The following is a 15,395-nucleotide window of genomic DNA, read 5'->3' on the forward strand; positions in this document are numbered from 1 at the left end:
GACAGCGCGAACGCGCCCGGTCTTGTACGGTCCGGAGATGACCGTGCTACCGCGCGCGTTCGCCTGGCAGCGGACCGACACCACCGGCGGCGAGTTCGTCACGCTCGACGACCGGCGCGGGCTACGCGCCAAGGGCGTGGCGTTCGCCGCCGACAACTCGCTGTATTCCTGCCGCTACGAGCTGCACACGGACGAGGCCTGGGCCAGCACCCGGTTCGAGGTCGCCGTCGAGGGCGCCGGCTGGCTGCGCACGCTGCGCATGGAGCGTGCGGCCGGCCGCTGGCGGGTCACCACCAGCGAGCAGGGCGACCTGGGCCGCGCGCTGCCCGCCGCACCGCTGTCCGGCATCGAGGACCCCGACCGGCTCCACGCCGTGCTCGACGTGGATCTCTACAACTCCCCGCTGACCAACACCCTGCCGGTGCGCCGCCTGGGCCTGCACCGGGCGGAGACTGGCACCACGGTCCAGATCGAGGCCGCGTGGGTACTCCTGCCAAGCCTCGCCGTGCTGCCCCTCCAGCAGAGCTATCAGGTGCTCGGCCCGAGGCGCGTGCGGTACCGCTCGGAGAACTTCACGGCCGACCTGGACCTCACCGACGACGGGTACGTGACCGTATATCCGGGCCTGGCCACCCTCGCGTGATGCGTTCAGCTCGCCGGCTGGGACCGGCCCTCCCATTTCGTGGAAAGCGCGATCGTCGTGCGAGTGCGGGCGACACCTTTGATGCGGTTCAGCTCGACGATGAGCCGTTCCAGATCGCCGATGGTTTTCACCCTCGCCTTGCACAGAAACGATTCCTCACCCGCCATGAAGTAACACGACTCGATCTCCTGGCGGGCGCGCAGGGCTTCGAGAACGGATTCGGCGTCGCCGCTGCTGTCCTGGACGATGCCGATCACCGCGGTGAGGGGAAAGCCCATGGTCTCGGGCTCCACCTCGGCACGGTAGCCCCTGATCACCCCCGACGATTCGAGCTTGCCGATGCGCTCGTGCACGGCTGGTGCGGACAGGCCGACCTGGCGGGCGAGCTCCGCAAACGGGAGCCGTGCGTTGTCGCGCAGGAGGTCGATGAGGTGACGATCGATCGCGTCCATCGCGACAAGCCTAACGGTCCGGCTTTTAACACAGCTAATTACCCAGAAGTGCGTTTTCCTCGTTTCCCGGACACGGCACGTGAGCGGTGCTGTAATGGGCGTACATCCCAGGATGACTCGCGCTTTCAGCTTCGCAGCATGGGGGTGCGCGGACCCGGCGAGCCACCCAGGGTAAAGGAGGGGCCGTGGAGACGGGAGATCGTCTGCTGACGCCCGGTGAGGTCGCTGCCTTGTTTCGCGTCGATCCGAAGACGGTGACGCGATGGGCCGCAGCCGGACGGATCAGTAGCATCCGAACCCCGGGTGGACACCGGCGGTTCCGAGAATCCGAGGTGAGGGCGTTGCTCGAAGGCGAGGGCGCCGTGGAGGACACCTCTAATGGGAATGGCCGAGCTCACCCGACCAACGAGTGAACAGGCTGTGCGACACACCGGCGGCGTCGAGAACCTTGCCGGCGACGAAGTCGACCAGCTGCGCGGCCGTGGCCGCGGCGCCGGCGGCATAGAAGCCGGGGCTCGCGGGCAGGATGACCGCACCCGCGTCGTGTAGTGCGATGAGGTGCTCCAGGTGGCTTCGCGTCACCGGGGTCTCGCGTGGCACGACCACGACCGGGCGGCGTTCCTTGAGGTTCACCTCGGCGGCGCGCTGCAGGAGGTCCTTGGACAGCCCGATGGCGATGCCGGCGCATGCGGCCGTGCTGGCCGGCACGATCAGCATGCCTTTGACCGGGTAGGAACCGCTGCTCGGGCCGGCGGCCAGGTCGCCGGCCGGCCAGTAGGCCGCATCGGCGCCGTCGAGCGGGCGCCCGAGCCACGCGGCGAGGTCGTCCTTCCAGTGCGCGTCGCGGAAGGACACGCCGGTCTCGTCGAGGATCGTGAGGCGGGCCGCGCGCGACACGACGAGGTCGACGGCCTCGCCAGCGTCGAACAGTGCGCGGATGACCGCCGCCGCGTAGGGCGTGCCCGAAGCGCCGGAGACCCCGACCACCCACGGCGTGCGCTGATCCACGCACCAACTCTGCCACGGCGGCCGCACGGCCTCCGCGGGGACGCGCCGCGTCGCGGCGCGCCGTGACGAGCGGCACGTGGGACGGCGCCGGTTCGTGGACCGCCCGGCAGGCGCCGCTTTGTGGGCGCCGACGGGCGCCGCTTTTGTGGGGTGCCGACGGGCGCCACTTTGTGGAGTGCCGACGGGCGCGCTTTTGGTGGAGCGCCGACGGGCGCAGGTGACGAGCGGCACGGGCGACGGCGCCGCTTCCGCCGCCGGCGGGCGCCGTGACGAGCGGCACTTGGGAGGGCGCCGCAAGAAATGTCGTACCCGATTGCGAGGATGACGGCATGGCTCGCGGATTTCCCTATGCAGACCTCAACGAGTTCCTCGCCGCCCTCGGCAGGGTGGGCGAGCTGCACCGGGTCAGCGCGCCCGTCGACCCGCACCTGGAGATCAGCGAGGTGGTCACCCGCACCGTGCGGGCCGGCGGCCCGGCGCTGATCTTCGACAAGCCGACCCGCGGCGACATGCCGGTGGCCATCAACCTGTTCGGCACCGAGCGGCGCACCGCGATGGCGCTGGGCGTCGAGTCGCTCGACGAGGTCGGCGCGCGCATCGGCGAGCTGGTCAAGCCCGAGCTGCCGGTCGGCTGGGCCGGCATTCGCGACGGCATCGGCAAGCTCCTGCAGCTCAAGGCGGTGCCGCCGAAGCACGTGAAGACCGCGCCATGCCAGGAGGTCGTGTACAAGGGCGACCAGGTCGACCTCAACCGGCTGCCGGGGCTGCAGGTGTGGCCCGACGACGGCGGCATCTACCACAACTTCGGCCTGACCCACACGAAGCACCCCGAGACGGGCAAGCGCAACCTGGGGTTGTATCGGCTGCAGCAGCACAGCCACAACACGCTGGGCATGCACTGGCAGATCCACAAGGACTCGACGGCGCACCACGCGGTCGCGGAGCGGCTCGGGCAGCGCCTGCCGGTGGCGATCGCGATAGGCGCCGACCCCGTGGTCAGCTACACGGCGAGCGCGCCGCTGCCGTCCGACATCGACGAGTACTTGTTCGCGGGCTTCCTGCGCGGCGAGCGGGTGGAGATGGTCGACTGCCTGACCGTGCCGCTGCAGGTGCCGGCCAGCGCGCAGATCGTGCTGGAGGGCTACCTGGAGCCCGGCGAGCGGCTGCCCGAGGGCCCGTTCGGCGATCACACCGGCTTCTACACACCGGTCGAGCCCTTCCCGGTGCTGCACGTCGAGTGCATGACGATGCGCAAGTCGCCGATCTACCACTCGATCATCACGTCGAAGCCGCCGCAGGAGGACCACGGCCTGGGCAAGGCGACCGAGCGCATCTTCCTGCCGCTGCTCAAGCTGCTCATCCCGGACATCGTGGACTACGACCTGCCAGCCGCCGGCGTGTTCCACAACTGCGTGATCGTCTCGATCCGCAAGCGCTACCCGAAGCACGCGCAGAAGGTGATGAGCGCCGTCTGGGGCGCGCACCTGCTGTCGCTGTCGAAGCTGATCGTCGTCGTGGACGAGGACTGCGACGTGCACGACTACGCCGAGGTGGCGTTCCGCGCCTTCGGCAACGTCGACTACTCGCACGACCTGCTGCTCACCCAGGGCCCGGTCGACCACCTGGACCACGCCTCCTACCAGCAGTTCTGGGGCGGCAAGGCGGGGCTGGACGCCACGCGGAAGACGCCGGCCGAGGGCTACCATCGCGGCTGGCCGGAAGAGATGGTCATGTCGCCCGAGATCGTGGAGCGGGTCGACAAGCGCTGGAGAGAGTATGGGTTCAAGTGACGCTCGCTGAGGCACCCCCGAGCCGGGTCAAGGCGTTCCTGCGGCTCGTCGCGATCGAGCACTCGGTGTTCGCGCTGCCGTTCGCCTACCTGGCGGCCCTGACAGTGATGACGACGACCGGCGCACCCACGGGCGGCCACCCGCACGTCGGCTGGCTGGACCTGCTGCTGGTGACGATCGCCATGGTCGGCGCGCGCACCTTCGCGATGGCCGCCAACCGGATCATCGACCGGCGCATCGACGCGCGCAACCCGCGCACGTCCCGCCGCGAGCTCGTCACCGGCGCGGTCAGCGTGCGCACCGCGTGGACCGGCGCGGCCGTCGCCCTGGTGGTGTTCCTCGGCGCCGCGGCCCTGCTCAACCCGCTGTGCCTGGCGCTGGCGCCGCTCGCGGTGGTCCCGCTGGTCATTTATCCCTACGGCAAACGCTTCACCAACTGGCCGCACGCGATCCTCGGCGTGGCACAGCTCGTCGGCCCGGTCGGCGCGTGGCTGGCGGTCACCGGCGACCTGCGCGGGTCCGGCCCGGCCTGGGTGCTCGGCGCCGCGGTCGGGCTGTGGATCGGCGGCTTCGACCTGATCTACGCCTGCCAGGACACCGAGATCGACCGGGAGATCGGCGTGCACTCGGTCCCGGCCCGCTTCGGCGTGCCGTTCGCGCTGCGCCTGTCCAGCGTCGCGCACGTCGTGACCTTCGGCCTGTTCGTCTGGTTCGGCCAGCTGGTCGGTTTGGGCTGGCTATGGTGGATCGGCCTGGCGGTGACCGCGGTCGCCTTCGTCTACGAGCACTCGATCGTCCGCCCCGGCGACCTGTCCCGGGTCAACCGCGCGTTCTTCACCGCCAACGGGTTCGTGGGCATCGCGCTGTTCGTGTTCGCGCTGCTCGACCTCGTCGTCCGCGGGGGGCTGCGGCCGTGACCAATTGCGCCGTCCGCGTTGGGTGCGGCCGTGACCAACTCCGCCGTCCCCGTTGGGTGCGGCCGTGAGCAACTCCGTCGTCCCCGTTGGGTGCGGCCGTGAATAACTCCGCCGTCCGTGGGAGGCCGCGACCATGACCCACCTCGTCGCCCCATGGAGGGCCGCGGCCTGAGCGACTTCGTCGCCCCACGGAGGGACGCGGCCCTGAGCGACCTCGTCGCCCCACGGGGCGGCGCGGCCCCGGGCGAGCTCGTTGGGCGTGGAGGGCCGCGGCCGTGAGCGCCAGCACACCTACGACGCCGCCCATGGATGCCGAACGGGACGGCGAGGGACCGCCGACCATGCCACAGCAGGTCGGCGAGCGAGCCGCGGCGACGAGCACGAGCCCACCTGCGACGCCGCCCGTGGGTGCCGAACGGGACGCCGAGGGAACCGCGACCATGCCACAGCAGGTCGGCGAGCGAGCCGCGGCGACGAGCACGAACGCACCTGCGACGCCGGCGACGGATGCCATGCAGCGCGGCACGGCGCAGCCTGAGCGGGCCGGCGCGGCGCAGCCTGAGCGGGCCGGCGCGGCGCAGCCTGAGCGGGCCGGCGTCAGCGAGCCGCAGCGAGCCGGCGCGACCGAGGCGCGACGGGCCGATCGGCCGTGGCGCCGGGCGGTGCTGTCCGGGCTCGGGATCTTCGCCGCGAACAAGGTCGGGCTGGCGCTCGTCTCGGCGTTCGCGTGGGTCGGGGAGAAGCGGCCCAACGTCACCGCGAGCTACATCGCGGCGCAGTGGGCGGCGCAGTGGGACTCGGTGTGGTTCCGCGACGTGGCCAAGCTCGGGTACTACGCCGATCCGTACAACGCGCCGGCGGCGTTCTTCCCGCTGTACCCGGCGCTGATCCGCCTCTTCACCCCGCTCTGCTTCGGCAAGGACTGGGCCGCGGCGCTGCTGGTGGGCAACCTGGCGACGCTCGGCGCGCTGATCGTGCTGTTCCGGCTCACCGAGCACGAGTTCGACAAGTCGACCGCCGGGCGGACGGTCTTCTACCTGGTGGCGTTCCCGACCGGGTTCTTCCTGACCGCCGCCTACAACGAGGGCCTGTTCATCGGGCTGATGATCGCCAGCGTGTACTGCCTGCGAAAACAGTACTGGTGGTGGGCGGGCGCGTTCGGCGGGCTGGCGGCGTTCACGCGCTCGGCCGGGATTCTGCTGGCCGGGGCGTTCGTGTACGAGTACGTGCGGGTGAACCGGCTCACCCTGCGGCGCAACGTCCTGGCGATCCTGCTTATCCCGCTCGGGGCGGCCGGGGTGTCCGCCGTGTCGCTGTACTACTACCACCAGCCGCTGGCGTTCCTGAAGGCCCAGCGGTACTGGGGGCGGCACCTGGACTGGCCGTGGGCGCCGGTGCTGCGCGGGTTCAAGTCGCTGGTCACCCGGCATGGCCTGCGCTTCGGCTTCGGCGACCTGTGGGTGCACAACCTGCTGGAGCTCGCGACGGTACTGCTGATCGTCACCACGCTCGTGCTGACGTTCGTCGGGCCGTGGAAGCTGCGGCGCGACCAGTGGATCCTGCCGATCATCGGGATCGTGCTGACGCTGCTGATGATCAGCTTCCCGTCGTCGCACCAGCCCTATCCGCTGTACTCCGCCTCGCGCCTCGGCCTCGAGGTGTTCCCGGCGTTCATGCTCCTCGGGCGGCTCGGCGCGCGGCCGGTGGTCGATCGCACGCTTCTCGCCCTGTTTCTCATGCAGCAGGGGATTCTTGTCGCTTACTTCGTGCGGGGCGGCTGGGTTGCGTAATCGTAGGAGTGTGCAAATGCGCAGCGGTGCCTTCTCCGAGCAGCCGGCGACGTCGCCGACCAGCCTGCGCTGGCGGGTGTCGCCCGGCTTCACGGCGCTCAAGTGCGCCGTCACCGTGGTGCTCGCGGTTGCCGCGTACTTCTTCGCCGGGGACCGCTCGGCGCTGACCGCCGCGCTGGTCGCGGTCGTCGTCGCCGGCGCCTACGCGCTGCGCGACCTGCTCGCCCCGGTCCGGCTCGCCGCGGACCCGCACGGCCTCACGGTCGTGTCCGGCTACGCGGGCCATCGGCGCCTGGAATGGTCGCAGGTCGAGCGGGTCCGCGTCGACGCGCGCACCCGCGCCGGCCTGCGCAGCGAGTTCCTGGAGATCGACGCGGGCGACACGCTGTACCTGCTGAGCACCTACGACCTCAACGCCCGCCCGGCCGACGTTGCCGAGGAGCTGGCCCGCCTGCGGACCGCCGGTGGGAGCGGCTGACGGCCTCTGGCGGCGGGCGCTGAGCGCTGCGCGCGGCATCCCCACCGCGAGCAACCCCAGCCCCACCGCGAGCAACGCCCACCCGGCGATCGGCAACTCCGGCCGCGCCGCGAACAACGGCCCCGCGTCGAGCAACAGCAGTCCCGCGCCGGGCAACGCCGGTCCCGCGACAACCCGCGCCCGCACCGACACCGCCGCGAGCGACGCAACCAGCGCCAGCCCCGCACCGGGCCACGTCGGCCCCGCCGCGACCAACACGGCCAGCGCCGACCCCGCGGCAACCCACGCCGGCACCGCCGCAAGCAACGCGACCAACGCCGGCTCCGCACCAGGTCAAGCCGGCCCCACGCCGGGCCAGGCGGGCGTCCTCGGCACCGCTGCGACCTCGGCGGACCTGCGGCCCGGGCGGCGAGGGCCCAGCGCGCGCGAGGTCCTCGCCATGATCGCGACGGGTGGCGGACCGTGGCGGCGGGCGGTCGGCGCGGGGCTCGGGGTCTTCGCCGCCAGCAAGGCCGGGCTCGCCGCGGTGTCGGCGCTCGCCTGGATCGGGGACCAGGACGCGGGGCGCTCCACCGGGCACATCGCCTGGCTGTGGGCCACGCGATACGACTCGCCCTGGTTCATCGCGATCTCCGAGCACGGCTACCAATACACCGAGGATGCTTCGCCGGCGGCGTTCTTCCCGCTGTACCCCTTGATGATCCGGCTCTTCACGCCCTTGTGCCTGGGGCGTTCGTGGGTCGCGGCGCTGCTGGTCGCCAACGTCGCCCTGCTCCTGGCGCTGGTCGTGCTCTTCCGGCTCGCCGAGCACGAGCTGGACCGGGCCGCGGCCGGGCGGACGATCTTCTACCTGGTGGCGTTCCCGACCGGGTTCTTCCTCAGCGCCGCGTACAACGAAGGGCTGTTCATCGCGCTGCTCGCCGCGACCGTGTACTGCCTGCGGCGCGAGCATTGGTGGCGGGCCGGGGTCCTGGGCGCGCTGGCCGCGGCGACCAGGTCGGCGGGCATCCTGCTGGTGGCCGCGTTCGCGTTCGAGTACGCGCGCAGGCACGGCTACCTGCGGCCGGGCACCTACTTCCGGTCGCAGAGCTACTTCAACACGCGGACGTACGTGCGGGCGCGGAGCCTGGTGCGCGGCGCCGTCCCCACCACGTATGTCGGCGCTCACAGCATCCGCAGGCAGAAAAACCACAATGTCCTAAAAAATGCGGATATATCAGCGTTGGCGCCCGTCAACGTCACCCAGCAACCCCGCCAACGCAGTGGCGAGCCGGACGCCGTCGGTGGGGATACGCCCGCCTTCCGGCTCGAGAACCCATCAGTCGGCGAAAAGCGCAGCCAGCGGCAACGGCTCGGGTTCCTGGCGGTGCTGCTCATGCCCCTCGGGCTGGTCGGGGTCATGATCACGGACCGGATCGCGTACGGGGATGCGCTCGCGTTCTCGCACACCCAGGCCGCCCACTGGGGGCGCAAGCCCGCCTGGCCCTGGCAGGCACCCCTGGCGGCCGCGCGCGCACCGGGGCCGCCGTTCACCGAGATCTGGGCGCACAACCTGCTGGAGCTCGCGACCGTGGCATTTCTGGCGGTACTGCTGGTGCTCTCCCTCGTCGGCCCCTGGCGCCTGCGCCGCGACCAACTGCTGTTCCCGCTGTTCGGCGCCGCACTGCTGATCTTCATGATCAGCTTTCCGAGCCGGTTCACGAACGACATCCCGTACCCGTTGTATTCGGCCTCGCGGATCGGGCTCGAGGTGTTCCCCGCGTTCATGGTGCTCGGGCGCATCGGCGGGCGGCCCTGGCTGGACCGGGTCCTGCTGATGGTGTTCGTGCTGACCCAGGGCCTGCTGGCCGCGCACTTCCTGCACTCGGGCTGGGTCGCCTAGGACACGGCGTCGTTGCGGACGGCGAAGATCGCGATGTCGTCGCGCGGGGGCTCGGGCGAGAAGCTGAGCGTGCGGGCCCGCAGCCGGGCCACGACCACGTCGGCGGGAAACCCGGCCAGGTTGGCGGCCTCCTCGCGCAGCCGGTCGACGCCGAAGAGGTCGATGCCCCGGCGCCGCTCGGTGACCCCGTCGGTGAAGAACAGCAGCGTGTCGCCGGGGTCGAGCGAGACCTGCGTGCGCGGGGTGTTGATGGTGTCGAGCAGGCCCAGTGCAGTACCACATGCGCCGACCAGTTCCGTGCGACCGTCTGCGCGCAGCAGCACCGGCTGGTCGTGCCCGGCCAGGTACAGCGTGACGTCGAGGCGGCCGTCCTGGCGGCGCAGCACCTGGGCGAGGCACAGGGTGCAGAAGCGGCCGCCGCCGCGCTCGAGCAGGGTCTCGTTGAGCCGCAGCAGCACCTCCGGCAACGGCCGGCCGTCGCGGACCAGCACCCGGGTCACGTCGCGGACCAGGCCGGTGACGGTGGCGGCCTGCACGCCCTTGCCGGAGACGTCGCCGACCACGACGAGCCAGCGCCGGCCGGACAGCGGTACCACGTCGTAGAAGTCGCCGCCGACGTCGACGCCCTCGCCGGTGGGCACGTACTCGGCGCCGAACTCGACGCCCTCCGCCTTCGGCAGCTGCGGCGGCAGCAGCGAGCGCTGCAGGGTCTGCGCGACGCTGCGCCGCTCCGCGTGGATGTTGGCGTTGTCGATGGCGAGCGCGGCGCGGCGGGCCACGTCCTCGACGACCGCCACCTCTTCGGCGCGCTGCCAGGTGTCGCGGTTGCCGCCGACGGTCAGCGTGCCGAGGTGCTGGTTGCGGGCGATGAGCGCGACGACGTAGCCCTCCAGGGGAGGCCCCAGCGGTACCACGGCGTCGGTTCCCATCGCCTCCTTCAGCTGCGGCGTCGCCTGCGCGAGCGCGTCGAGGAGGTCGCCGACCTGGGACTCGTCGGCGTGGGCGGCGGCGGCCAGGCGCAGCTCACCGCCCGCGTCCGCGGCGTGGATGGCGCACCACCGCCCGAGGCGGGGCACGACGAGCCGCGGGATCAGGGCCAGCGTGAGCTCGACGTCGAGGGACTGCGCGAGCAGCTCGCTCGCCTCGGCGAGGAACGTGAGCCAGGTGCGCCGCTCGGCGTCGGCGCGGCGCAGCCGGTGGTTCTCGACCAGCAGCGCGAGGCGGTCGGCGGCCAGCGCGGTGAGCGGGCGCGTGTAGGGGCTGCCGGCGTCGCCGGTGACGAGCAGTTCGGCGCGCCACGGGCGGGCCACGCGCAGCGGCACCCGGCGGCCGTTGTCCGCGGAGCCGCCGACGCGGCCGTACGCGGCGGCGATGCGCGGCCCCTCGCCCTCGTCGACGGTGAGCGCCGCGCCGGACGCGCCGATCGCCCGGCACAGCCGCTGCAGGAGCTCCTCGGAGATCTCTTCCAGGGAGGTACCGCGGCCGGACCACGTCAATGCGTCGACCGCCGAGGGCAGGTCGAACGCGGGCAGGTCGGGCCGGTCGTCGGGCGCGACGTCGAGGCGGAACCACACGCCCTTGCCGCCGGCGAAGTGTGTCGTGCCCCACGCGGTGGCGAGCTGCTCGACAAGCAGCAGTCCACGGCCGCGTTCGGGCAGCTCGGCCCCGGCGTCGTGGATGGTGGGCGAGATCATGCCGGGGCGGAAGTCGAGCACCGCGACGGTGATGCCGGCGTCACTCGCGGTGATCTCCAGGTCGACCTCGGTGCCGGCGTGCACGACGCTGTTCGTGGTGAGCTCGGTGACCAACAGCAGGGCCTCGTCCAGAATCGGGCCCAGGTCCCGTTCGTGCGCGATCGTCCGGATCGCCTCGCGGGCCAGACCGGGAGAGCTATGGTCGGCCGGGAGCCTGATCCTCCGGACGGTCTGGGTTGTCACATATCGCAGTCTCCACTGATCGGTGGTAACAATCCAACCTGAAGGACGACGATGGGTGGACGCCGCCTGCCCCCGAGACCGGTGGAGACGCCATGACCACAGTCGAAGAAGCCACCCAGAAGAGTCCGGAAACACTACTGCTGGAGGAGCTGTCTTCGGCTCTGGACCGGCTCGCGGCCGGCGATCTCAAGATCCGGCTCAGCCGCCGTGACGGGCTGCCCGGCGAGGTGGTCGAGCGTTTCAACCGGCTGGCCGAGATGAAGCAGCGCCATACCCGGGAGCTGCTGCGCATCAGCCGGGTCGTCGGCCGCGAGGGCCGCATGACCGAGCGCATGGACGAGGAGGGCTTCGAGGGCGCCTGGCTGGACCGCATCCACGCGGTCAACTCGCTCATCGACGACCTGGGCCGCCCGACCACGGAGATCGCTCGCGTGATCGTGGCGGTGGCCGAGGGCGACCTGTCGCAGCAGTTGGCGCTGGAGATCGACGGGCGGCCGCTGCGCGGCGAGTTCCTCACGATCGGCCGCACGGTCAACACGATGGTCGACCAGCTCTCGTCGTTCGCCGACGAGGTGACCCGCGTGGCCCGCGAAGTGGGCACGGAGGGCAAGCTCGGCGGACAGGCCCAGGTCACCGGCGTCGCCGGCACCTGGCGCGACCTCACCGACTCGGTGAACTCGATGGCCGCCAACCTGACCGGCCAGGTGCGCTCGATCTCGACGGCGGCAACGGCCGTGGCCCGCGGCGACCTGTCGCAGAAGATCACGGTGAGCGCGAAGGGCGAGATCGCCGAGCTGTCGGAGACGATCAACTCGCTGGTCGACACGCTGCGGGTCTTCGCCGAGCAGGTGACGCGCGTGGCCCGCGAGGTCGGCACCGAGGGCAAGCTCGGCGGCCAGGCCGACGTGCCGGGCGTGGCCGGCACCTGGAAGGACCTGACCGACAACGTCAACTCGATGGCGTCCAACCTGACCAGCCAGGTCCGCAACATCGCCCAGGTCGCCACCGCCGTGGCCCGCGGCGACCTGTCGCAGAAGATCACGGTGGCCGCGCAGGGCGAGATCCTCGAGCTCAAGGACACGGTCAACACGATGGTCGACCAGCTGTCCTCGTTCGCCGACGAGGTCACGCGCGTGGCCCGCGAGGTCGGCACCGAGGGCAAGCTCGGCGGGCAGGCCCAGGTCACCGGCGTCGCCGGCACCTGGCGCGACCTCACCGACAACGTGAACTTCATGGCGTCCAACCTGACCAGCCAGGTCCGCAACATCGCCCAGGTCTCGACGGCGGTGGCGCGGGGCGACCTGTCGCAGAAGATCACGGTCGACGCCCGCGGCGAGATCCTCGAGCTCAAGAGCACCGTGAACACGATGGTCGACCAGCTCTCCTCGTTCGCCGACGAGGTGACCCGCGTGGCCCGCGAGGTCGGCACCGAGGGCAAGCTCGGCGGGCAGGCCCAGGTCACCGGCGTCGCCGGCACCTGGCGCGACCTCACCGACAACGTGAACTTCATGGCGTCCAACCTGACCAGCCAGGTCCGCAACATCGCTCAGGTGGCCACCGCCGTGGCCCGCGGCGACCTGTCGCAGAAGATCACCGTCGACGCCCGCGGCGAGATCCTCGAGCTCAAGAGCACCGTCAACACCATGGTCGACCAGCTCTCCTCGTTCGCCGACGAGGTCACGCGCGTGGCCCGCGAGGTCGGCACCGAAGGCAAGCTCGGCGGCCAGGCGCAGGTGCGCGGGGTGGCCGGCACGTGGCGCGACCTGACGGACAACGTGAACTTCATGGCGTCCAACCTGACCGCCCAGGTCCGCAACATCTCGCAGGTCGCGACCGCCGTGGCCCGCGGCGACCTGTCGCAGAAGATCACGGTCGACGCGCAGGGCGAGATCCTGGCCCTGAAGTCGACGGTGAACACGATGGTGGACCAGCTCTCGTCCTTCGCCGACGAGGTGACCCGCGTGGCCCGCGAGGTCGGCACCGAGGGCAAGCTCGGCGGCCAGGCCCAGGTGAAGGGCGTGTCCGGCACCTGGCGCGACCTCACCGACAACGTCAACTCGATGGCGTCCAACCTGACCAGCCAGGTCCGCAACATCGCCCAGGTCACCACGGCCGTGGCGCGGGGCGACCTGTCCCAGAAGATCACCGTCGACGCGCACGGCGAGATCCTCGAGCTCAAGAGCACCGTCAACACCATGGTCGACCAGCTCTCCTCGTTCGCCGACGAGGTGACCCGCGTGGCCCGCGAGGTCGGCTCGGAGGGCAAGCTCGGCGGCCAGGCGCAGGTGCGCGGCGTCTCCGGCACCTGGCGCGACCTCACCGAGAACGTGAACCAGCTCGCCTCGACGCTGACCACGCAGCTGCGGGCCATCTCGCAGGTGTCCACGGCGGTGACCCGCGGCGACCTGACCCAGCGGATCGCGGTCGAGGCGCTCGGCGAGGTGGCCGAGCTCAAGGACAACATCAACCAGATGATCGTGACTCTGCGCGAGACCACGAAGAAGAACGCCGAGCAGGGCTGGCTCGACTCCAACCTGGCCCGCGTCGGCGGCCTGCTGCAGGGCCAGCGCGACCTCGGCGAGGTCTGCCGGATGATCATGGCCGAGGTCACGCCGCTGGTCGACGCACAGATCGGCGCGTTCTTCCTGTCGGGAACGGACGCCGACAACGGGCTGCGGCTGCGGCTGGAGGCGTCCTACGGCTTTGTCGCGCCCGGCACCGACATCAGCTTCGCGCCGGGCGAGGGGCTGATCGGCCAGGCGTCGCTGTCTCGCCGGGCGATCCGCGTGCAGGCCGCGCCGGGCAGCCGGCTGCAGGTGCGCTCCGGCGTTGCCGAGACCCCGCCCGCCGACCTGGTCGTGCTGCCGGTGCTCTTCGAGGGCGAGCCACTCGGCGTGATCGAGTTCGGCAGCGTGTCGCCGTTCAGCGAGCTGCACCTGGCCTTCCTCGACCGGCTCGTGGTGACCATCGGCGTCGCGCTCAGGACGATCCTGGCCAACCGGCGCACCGAGGAGCTGCTGTCGCAGTCCCAGCGCCTGGCGCTCGAACTGCAGGACCAGTCGGCCGAGCTGCAGCGCACCAACGCCGAGCTCGAGGAGAAGGCGACGCTGCTGTCGGAGCAGAAGGGCAACATCGAGAAGCAGAACCGCGAGATCGAGATGGCGCGCCTCGGCCTCGAGGAGAAGGCGCAGCAGCTGGCGCAGGCGTCGCAGTACAAGTCGGAGTTCCTGGCCAACATGAGCCATGAGCTGCGGACCCCGCTCAACTCCATGCTGCTGCTGTCCCGGCTGCTCGCCGACAACCCGGACACCAACCTGACCGCCCGCCAGATCGAGTTCGCCGCGACGATCCACAACGCCGGCTCCGACCTGCTCGCGCTCATCGACGACATCCTGGACCTGTCCAAGATCGAGGCCGGTCGCATGGACGTCGAGCCGGGCGAGGTCTCGTTCGAGGAGATCCGGGCGTACGTCGAGCAGGCCTTCGCCCCGCAGGCCGAGGACAAGGGCCTCGACTTCATCGTGGCGGCCGACCCGGCACTGCCCCCGGCGATCGTCACCGACCCGCAGCGCCTCCAGCAGATCCTGCGCAACCTGGTCTCCAACGCGGTGAAGTTCACCGACAACGGCTCGGTGACGCTGGCCATCGGGGTCGCGCCGGTCGAGCTCGAGTTCAGCGCCCCGACGCTGGCCGGCGCCCGCCGCGTGATCCAGTTCGCGGTCTCCGACACCGGCATCGGCATCTCCGACGACAAGGTGGCGCTCATCTTCGAGGCGTTCCAGCAGGCGGACGGCACGACGAGCCGCAAGTACGGCGGCACCGGCCTCGGCCTGTCGATCAGCCGGGAGCTCGCCCGGCTGCTCGGCGGCGCGATCGGCGTGACGTCCGAGGTCGGCAGGGGCGCCACCTTCACGCTCTACCTGCCGGACGTCATCGCGACCGAGGTCATGCCGGCGGTACACCCGGTGCCGGCCCAGCCCCTGTCGCACCCGCCGGCCACCCGCGTGCTGCCCTCGGCCCCGGCGATGCTGCGCTCGCTGCCCTCCGGCGACCGCCGCGCGACCGCCGCCGCGCACCAGCTCGACGGCGCGACCGTGCTCATCGTCGACGACGACGTGCGCAACGTCTTCGCCCTGACCAGCGCGCTCGAGCTGCACGGGATGACGGTGCTGTACGCCGACAACGGCGCCGACGGCGTCCGCATCCTCTCCGAGCACCCCGGTGTGGACATCGTCCTGATGGACGCGATGATGCCCGACCAGGACGGCAACGAGACCACGCGCGCGATCCGCCGCAACCGCCGCTTCGCCGAGCTGCCGGTGGTCTTCCTCACCGCGAAGGCGATGCCCGGCGACCGCGAGTCTTCCCTCGCCGCCGGCGCCAGCGACTACATCACCAAGCCGGTCGATCTCGACGAACTGCTTGACGTGATGGCCGCTTGGGTAAACGGGGAGGGCCGCGCGGTGTAGCTTCGTTGGGTCATCCTTCGTTGGTGGCA

General features: G+C 71.2%; 11 protein-coding genes. 8 read left to right on the plus strand and 3 right to left on the minus strand.

Annotated elements, in window-relative coordinates; all coding sequences use genetic code 11:
- The first annotated feature begins 37 nt into the window (after window positions 1–37).
- Window positions 38–643 carry a putative glycolipid-binding domain-containing protein gene (locus tag ABD901_RS01640; RefSeq protein ID WP_345120367.1) on the plus strand — a complete coding sequence of 202 codons (606 nt, stop codon included), beginning with the start codon at window positions 38–40 and terminating at the stop codon, window positions 641–643.
- A 5-nt stretch (window positions 644–648) separates the two neighbouring features.
- Here ABD901_RS01640 and ABD901_RS01645 read toward each other — a convergent pair whose 3' ends face one another.
- Window positions 649–1,095, minus strand: coding sequence for an Lrp/AsnC family transcriptional regulator (locus ABD901_RS01645; protein ID WP_345120369.1), 447 nt, complete (start codon window positions 1,093–1,095; stop codon window positions 649–651).
- Between the two features lie 185 nt (window positions 1,096–1,280).
- Here ABD901_RS01645 and ABD901_RS01650 point away from each other — a divergent pair, with 185 nt between their 5' ends.
- Window positions 1,281–1,508, plus strand: a complete 228-nt coding sequence (locus ABD901_RS01650) for a BldC family transcriptional regulator (RefSeq protein ID WP_345120371.1) — start codon at window positions 1,281–1,283, stop codon at window positions 1,506–1,508.
- On the opposite strand, the gene ABD901_RS01655 is transcribed toward ABD901_RS01650, so the two are convergent.
- On the minus strand, window positions 1,471–2,103 hold the full coding sequence (locus tag ABD901_RS01655) for a UbiX family flavin prenyltransferase (protein WP_345120373.1): 633 nt from the start codon (window positions 2,101–2,103) through the stop codon (window positions 1,471–1,473). The two genes, ABD901_RS01650 and ABD901_RS01655, sit on opposite strands and share 38 nt — an antisense overlap.
- Before the next feature lie 329 nt (window positions 2,104–2,432).
- Between ABD901_RS01655 and ABD901_RS01660 the strand changes: the two genes are divergently transcribed.
- The 5 genes from ABD901_RS01660 to ABD901_RS01680 all read left to right on the plus strand — a co-directional run bounded on the left by ABD901_RS01660 (window position 2,433) and on the right by ABD901_RS01680 (window position 8,960).
- A complete protein-coding gene (locus ABD901_RS01660) occupies window positions 2,433–3,893 on the plus strand; it encodes a menaquinone biosynthesis decarboxylase (RefSeq protein WP_345120375.1) in 1,461 nt (486 codons plus the stop codon).
- On the plus strand, window positions 3,890–4,810 hold the full coding sequence (mqnP, locus tag ABD901_RS01665) for a menaquinone biosynthesis prenyltransferase MqnP (RefSeq protein ID WP_345120377.1): 921 nt from the start codon (window positions 3,890–3,892) through the stop codon (window positions 4,808–4,810). The genes ABD901_RS01660 and mqnP overlap by 4 nt, the downstream gene beginning before the upstream one ends.
- A 305-nt stretch (window positions 4,811–5,115) precedes the next feature.
- On the plus strand, window positions 5,116–6,600 hold the full coding sequence (locus ABD901_RS01670) for a glycosyltransferase family 39 protein (RefSeq protein WP_345120379.1): 1,485 nt from the start codon (window positions 5,116–5,118) through the stop codon (window positions 6,598–6,600).
- 16 nt (window positions 6,601–6,616) lie between these two features.
- The gene (locus ABD901_RS01675) at window positions 6,617–7,078 is read left to right on the plus strand and encodes a PH domain-containing protein (protein WP_345120381.1); all 462 of its coding nucleotides are present in this window, start codon (window positions 6,617–6,619) and stop codon (window positions 7,076–7,078) included.
- Entirely contained in the window at window positions 7,065–8,960 is a 1,896-nt protein-coding gene (locus ABD901_RS01680) for a mannosyltransferase family protein (protein WP_345120383.1), read from the plus strand. The genes ABD901_RS01675 and ABD901_RS01680 overlap by 14 nt, the downstream gene beginning before the upstream one ends.
- On the opposite strand, the gene ABD901_RS01685 is transcribed toward ABD901_RS01680, so the two are convergent.
- Window positions 8,957–10,897, minus strand: a complete 1,941-nt coding sequence (locus ABD901_RS01685) for a SpoIIE family protein phosphatase (protein WP_345120385.1) — start codon at window positions 10,895–10,897, stop codon at window positions 8,957–8,959. The two genes, ABD901_RS01680 and ABD901_RS01685, sit on opposite strands and share 4 nt — an antisense overlap.
- Before the next feature lie 92 nt (window positions 10,898–10,989).
- On the opposite strand from ABD901_RS01685, the gene ABD901_RS01690 reads away from it, so the two are divergent.
- Window positions 10,990–15,366 (plus strand): HAMP domain-containing protein, encoded by a 4,377-nt coding sequence (locus ABD901_RS01690; RefSeq protein WP_345120388.1) that lies wholly within the window; start codon window positions 10,990–10,992, stop codon window positions 15,364–15,366.
- Window positions 15,367–15,395 lie beyond the last annotated feature (29 nt).

The organism is Dactylosporangium darangshiense (assembly GCF_039537565.1).
Taxonomy (GTDB): domain Bacteria; phylum Actinomycetota; class Actinomycetes; order Mycobacteriales; family Micromonosporaceae; genus Dactylosporangium; species Dactylosporangium darangshiense.